Raw genomic sequence first — 5,278 nt, forward strand, 5'->3', positions numbered from 1 at the left:
CAGGGCGGCGGTTTTTTATTATCGACAGGATATAATTAATACTGGAAAGCGCCTCGTGCGCTGTATTACTTTAGATGCCCCTAATAGTGATGAGCCTGCCCTGACAACATAACGACAGGCTCCTGAAAAGGAGTGCTTTTTTTCATGTCCAGGTCGCTTTTAACCAACGAAACCAGTGAGCTAGATTTGCTGGATCAACGTCCTTTCGATCAAACCGACTTCGATATCCTTAAATCCTACGAAGCGGTAGTGGACGGGTTGGCGATGCTCATTGGTTCCCATTGTGAAATCGTATTGCACTCTTTGCAGGATTTGAAATGCTCGGCTATTCGCATTGCTAACGGTGAACATACGGGTCGTAAAATTGGCTCACCGATTACCGATCTGGCGTTGCGCATGCTGCATGATATGACGGGTGCGGATAGCAGCGTGTCGAAGTGTTACTTCACACGTGCGAAAAGCGGTGTCTTGATGAAGTCGGTGACGATTGCCATTCGCAACCGTGAGCATCGCGTAATTGGTCTGCTGTGTATCAATATGAACCTTGATGTTCCTTTCTCGCAGATAATGAATACCTTTATTCCACCGGAAACCCCAGAAGTGGGTTCTGCCGTGAACTTCGCCTCATCAGTGGAAGATCTGGTTACCCAGACGCTGGAGTTCACGATTGAAGAAGTGAATGCCGATCGTAACGTCTCCAACAATGCGAAGAATCGTCAGATTGTCCTGAACTTGTATGAGAAAGGTATCTTCGATATCAAAGATGCTATTAACCAGGTTGCTGACCGCCTGAACATCTCCAAGCACACGGTTTATCTTTATATTCGCCAGTTCAAGAGCGGTGATTTCCAGGGGCAAGACAAGTAATGCGCTTTGCTATCGTCGTGACTGGACCTGCTTATGGTACGCAGCAGGCGAGCAGCGCATTGCAATTTGCTCACGCATTGATTGAAGAAGGTCATGAGTTAAGCCGTGTCTTTTTCTATCGTGAAGGCGTGTATAACGCCAATCTGCTGACGTCGCCCGCCAGTGATGAATTTGATCTGGTTCGCGCCTGGCAACAGCTTAATCAACAGCATGGCGTAGAGCTAAATATCTGCGTGGCAGCGGCGCTACGCCGCGGCGTTGTTGATGAAACTGAAGCAGAGAGGTTGGCGTTGGCTGGGGCTAATTTACAAGCGGGTTTTAACCTTAGTGGGCTGGGTTCGCTCGCTGAGGCATCCCTGACGTGCGATCGCGTGGTGCAGTTCTAATGAATCGAATCGCTTTTGTATTTTCCACCGTGCCTCACGGGAGCGCATCGGGCCGTGAAGGTCTGGATGCACTACTGGCGACATCAGCACTAACAGAAGATCTCGGCGTCTTTTTTATCGGGGACGGCGTCTTCCAAATCCTGCCAGAGCAAAAACCTGATCTCATTCTGGCACGGGACTATATTGCGACCTTCAAATTGTTGGGGCTGTACGATATAGAACAATGTAGGCTGTGCGCTGCCTCATTGCGCGAACGTGGCCTTGATACGGACATGAAATTCGTTGTCGATGCGACGGTACTTGAACCTGAAGAACTGCGCCGTGAACTGGGCAACTATGACGTCATTATGAGGTTCTAAACGCGCATGCTGCATACTCTACATCGCTCACCGTGGCTGACTGACTTCTCCTCCCTGCTGCGTCTTGTTGGCGCAGACGATGAGCTTTTATTGCTTCAGGACGGCGTGACTGCAGCCATAGAAGGCAGCCGTTTCCTTGAAACGCTGCAAAATGCCTCCATTAAGGTTTATGTACTGGAAGAAGACATTAAGGCTCGCGGGTTGGGTGGTCAAATTTCAGACAGTGTCGTCAGGGTTAGCTATACTGACTTCGTCAGACTTACGGTGAAGCATCCCAACCAGATTGCCTGGTAATTGCGGGATCGTTGTATATTTCTTGACACCTTTTCGACACCGACCTAAAATTCTGCGTCCTCATATTGTATGAGGTCGTTTTATTACGTGTTTACGAAGCAAAAGCTAAAACCAGGAGCTATTTAATGGCAACAGTTAACCAGCTGGTACGCAAACCACGCGCACGCAAAGTTGCAAAGAGCAACGTGCCTGCGCTGGAAGCCTGCCCGCAGAAACGTGGTGTATGTACCCGTGTATATACCACCACTCCTAAAAAACCAAACTCCGCACTGCGTAAAGTATGCCGTGTGCGTTTGACTAACGGTTTTGAAGTGACTTCCTACATCGGTGGTGAAGGTCACAACCTGCAGGAACACTCCGTGATCCTGATCCGTGGCGGTCGTGTAAAAGACCTTCCGGGTGTTCGTTACCACACCGTTCGTGGTGCGCTTGACTGCTCCGGCGTTAAAGACCGTAAGCAATCACGTTCCAAGTATGGCGTGAAACGTCCTAAGGCTTAATGGTTCTCCGTTAAGTAAGGCCAAACGTTTTATATTAATGTCAAACTAAACTCTTAGAGTTTTGGACAATCCTGAATTAACAACGGAGTATTCCCATGCCACGTCGTCGCGTCATTGGTCAGCGTAAAATTCTGCCGGATCCTAAGTTCGGATCAGAGCTGCTGGCTAAATTTGTAAACATCCTGATGGTAGATGGTAAAAAATCTACTGCAGAAACCATCGTATACAGCGCCCTGGAGACCCTGGCTCAGCGCTCTGGTAAAGATGGCCTGGAAGCCTTTGAAGTAGCCCTCGAAAACGTGCGCCCGACTGTCGAAGTTAAGTCTCGCCGCGTTGGTGGTTCTACTTATCAGGTACCAGTTGAAGTCCGTCCGGTTCGTCGTAATGCTCTGGCAATGCGTTGGATCGTTGAAGCTGCTCGTAAACGCGGTGATAAATCCATGGCTCTGCGCCTGGCGAACGAACTTTCTGATGCTGCAGAAAACAAAGGTACTGCAGTTAAGAAACGTGAAGACGTTCACCGTATGGCAGAAGCCAACAAGGCGTTCGCACACTACCGTTGGTAATCCCTTCGGAGTAATAGTCACCAGGCGGGCGCTTCCTGTAAGCAGCCCGCTTTGGGCTACTTAAATTGAACGCCTAAAAGATAAACGAGGAATCAAATGGCTCGTACAACACCCATCGCGCGCTACCGTAACATCGGTATCAGTGCGCACATCGACGCCGGTAAAACCACTACTACCGAACGTATTCTGTTCTACACCGGTGTAAACCATAAAATCGGTGAAGTTCATGACGGCGCAGCCACCATGGACTGGATGGAACAGGAGCAGGAGCGTGGTATTACTATCACCTCCGCAGCGACTACTGCATTCTGGTCTGGTATGGCCAAGCAGTATGAACCGCATCGCGTAAACATCATCGACACCCCGGGGCACGTTGACTTCACAATCGAAGTAGAACGTTCCATGCGTGTGCTTGATGGTGCAGTAATGGTTTACTGCGCAGTTGGTGGTGTTCAGCCGCAGTCTGAAACCGTATGGCGTCAGGCTAACAAATATAAAGTTCCACGCATTGCGTTCGTTAACAAAATGGACCGTATGGGTGCGAACTTCCTGAAAGTTGTTGGTCAGATCAAAACCCGTCTGGGCGCGAACCCTGTTCCGCTGCAGTTGGCTATTGGTGCTGAAGAACATTTCACCGGTGTTGTTGACCTGGTGAAAATGAAAGCCATCAACTGGAACGAAGAAGACGCAGGCGTAACCTTCACTTATGAAGATATTCCGGCAGACATGCAGGAACTGGCTGAAGAATGGCACCAGAACCTGATCGAGTCCGCTGCAGAAGCTTCAGAAGAGCTGATGGAGAAATACCTCGGTGGTGAAGAACTGACTGAAGAAGAGATCAAGACTGCTCTGCGTCAGCGCGTTCTGAACAACGAAATCATCCTGGTAACCTGTGGTTCTGCGTTCAAGAACAAAGGTGTTCAGGCGATGCTGGATGCGGTAATTGATTACCTGCCATCCCCAATCGACGTACCTGCGATCAACGGTATTCTGGACGACGGTAAAGATACTCCGGCTGAGCGTCACGCTAGCGATGAAGAGCCGTTTGCTGCTCTGGCATTCAAAATCGCTACCGACCCGTTCGTGGGTAACCTGACCTTCTTCCGCGTGTACTCTGGCGTGGTTAACTCCGGTGATACTGTTTACAACCCAGTGAAATCGGCTCGTGAACGTTTTGGTCGTATCGTACAGATGCACGCCAACAAGCGTGAAGAGATCAAAGAAGTTCGCGCGGGCGATATCGCGGCTGCGATCGGTCTGAAAGATGTGACAACTGGTGACACCATTTGTGATCCAGACCACGTGATCATTCTGGAGCGTATGGAATTCCCTGAGCCGGTAATCTCCATCGCGGTAGAACCGAAAACCAAAGCTGACCAGGAAAAAATGGGTCTGGCTCTGGGCCGTCTGGCTAAAGAAGACCCGTCTTTCCGCGTATGGACTGACGAAGAATCTAACCAGACCATTATCGCCGGTATGGGTGAGCTGCACCTCGACATCATCGTTGACCGCATGAAGCGTGAATTCAACGTTGAAGCGAACGTCGGTAAACCTCAGGTTGCTTACCGTGAAGCGATTCGCGCGAAAGTTACCGATATCGAAGGTAAACACGCTAAGCAGTCTGGTGGTCGCGGTCAGTACGGTCATGTTGTTATCGACATGTACCCGCTGGAGCCGGGTTCAAACCCGAAAGGCTACGAGTTCATCAACGACATCAAAGGTGGTGTAATTCCTGGCGAATACATCCCGGCCGTTGATAAAGGCATCCAGGAACAGCTGAAATCTGGCCCGCTGGCTGGCTATCCGGTTGTTGATCTGGGCGTGCGTCTGCACTTCGGTTCTTACCATGACGTTGACTCCTCTGAGCTGGCGTTTAAACTGGCTGCTTCTATCGCCTTCAAAGATGGCTTTAAGAAAGCGAAACCTGTTCTGCTTGAGCCGATCATGAAGGTTGAAGTAGAAACGCCGGAAGAGAACACTGGTGACGTCATCGGTGACCTTAGCCGTCGTCGTGGTCAGTTGAAAGGTCAGGAATCTAACGCTACTGGTGTTCAGATTCATGCTGAAGTTCCGCTGTCTGAAATGTTCGGATATGCAACTCAGCTGCGTTCTCTGACCAAAGGTCGTGCATCTTACTCTATGGAATTCCTGAAGTATGATGATGCGCCGAACAACGTTGCTCAGGCCGTAATCGAAGCCCGCGGTAAATAAGCCGCAGGTTAAAAACCAAAATCCCGTGCTCTCTCTATAAGGGGAGAGCACTATAGTAAGGAATATAGCCGTGTCTAAAGAAAAATTTGAACGTA

Annotated in this window: 7 protein-coding genes; all 7 read left to right on the plus strand. The window is 49.8% G+C overall.

Features of this window, described 5'->3' with window-relative positions:
* Positions 1 to 144 precede the first annotated feature (144 nt).
* The 7 genes from FDW95_RS05535 to fusA all read left to right on the plus strand — a co-directional run bounded on the left by FDW95_RS05535 (position 145) and on the right by fusA (position 5,183).
* A complete protein-coding gene (locus FDW95_RS05535) occupies positions 145 to 867 on the plus strand; it encodes a transcriptional regulator (protein ID WP_003023643.1) in 723 nt (240 codons plus the stop codon).
* Positions 867 to 1,253 carry a sulfurtransferase complex subunit TusD gene (tusD, locus tag FDW95_RS05540; RefSeq protein ID WP_115257337.1) on the plus strand — a complete coding sequence of 129 codons (387 nt, stop codon included), beginning with the start codon at positions 867 to 869 and terminating at the stop codon, positions 1,251 to 1,253. The genes FDW95_RS05535 and tusD overlap by 1 nt, the downstream gene beginning before the upstream one ends.
* Positions 1,253 to 1,612 (plus strand): sulfurtransferase complex subunit TusC, encoded by a 360-nt coding sequence (tusC, locus tag FDW95_RS05545; RefSeq protein WP_115257338.1) that lies wholly within the window; start codon positions 1,253 to 1,255, stop codon positions 1,610 to 1,612. Before tusD ends, tusC begins: the two co-directional genes overlap by 1 nt.
* A gap of 6 nt (positions 1,613 to 1,618) precedes the next feature.
* Positions 1,619 to 1,906: a sulfurtransferase complex subunit TusB gene (gene tusB / locus FDW95_RS05550; RefSeq protein ID WP_115257339.1), complete on the plus strand. Its 288-nt coding sequence runs from the start codon at positions 1,619 to 1,621 to the stop codon at positions 1,904 to 1,906.
* Between the two features lie 125 nt (positions 1,907 to 2,031).
* Positions 2,032 to 2,406, plus strand: coding sequence for a 30S ribosomal protein S12 (rpsL, locus tag FDW95_RS05555; RefSeq protein ID WP_003023654.1), 375 nt, complete (start codon positions 2,032 to 2,034; stop codon positions 2,404 to 2,406).
* 95 nt (positions 2,407 to 2,501) lie between these two features.
* The gene (rpsG, locus tag FDW95_RS05560; RefSeq protein ID WP_016154763.1) at positions 2,502 to 2,972 is read left to right on the plus strand and encodes a 30S ribosomal protein S7; all 471 of its coding nucleotides are present in this window, start codon (positions 2,502 to 2,504) and stop codon (positions 2,970 to 2,972) included.
* Between the two features lie 96 nt (positions 2,973 to 3,068).
* Positions 3,069 to 5,183, plus strand: coding sequence for an elongation factor G (fusA, locus tag FDW95_RS05565; RefSeq protein ID WP_096759315.1), 2,115 nt, complete (start codon positions 3,069 to 3,071; stop codon positions 5,181 to 5,183).
* Positions 5,184 to 5,278 lie beyond the last annotated feature (95 nt).

The organism is Citrobacter sp. wls718, from assembly GCF_005280945.1.
Lineage (GTDB): Bacteria > Pseudomonadota > Gammaproteobacteria > Enterobacterales > Enterobacteriaceae > Citrobacter > Citrobacter gillenii.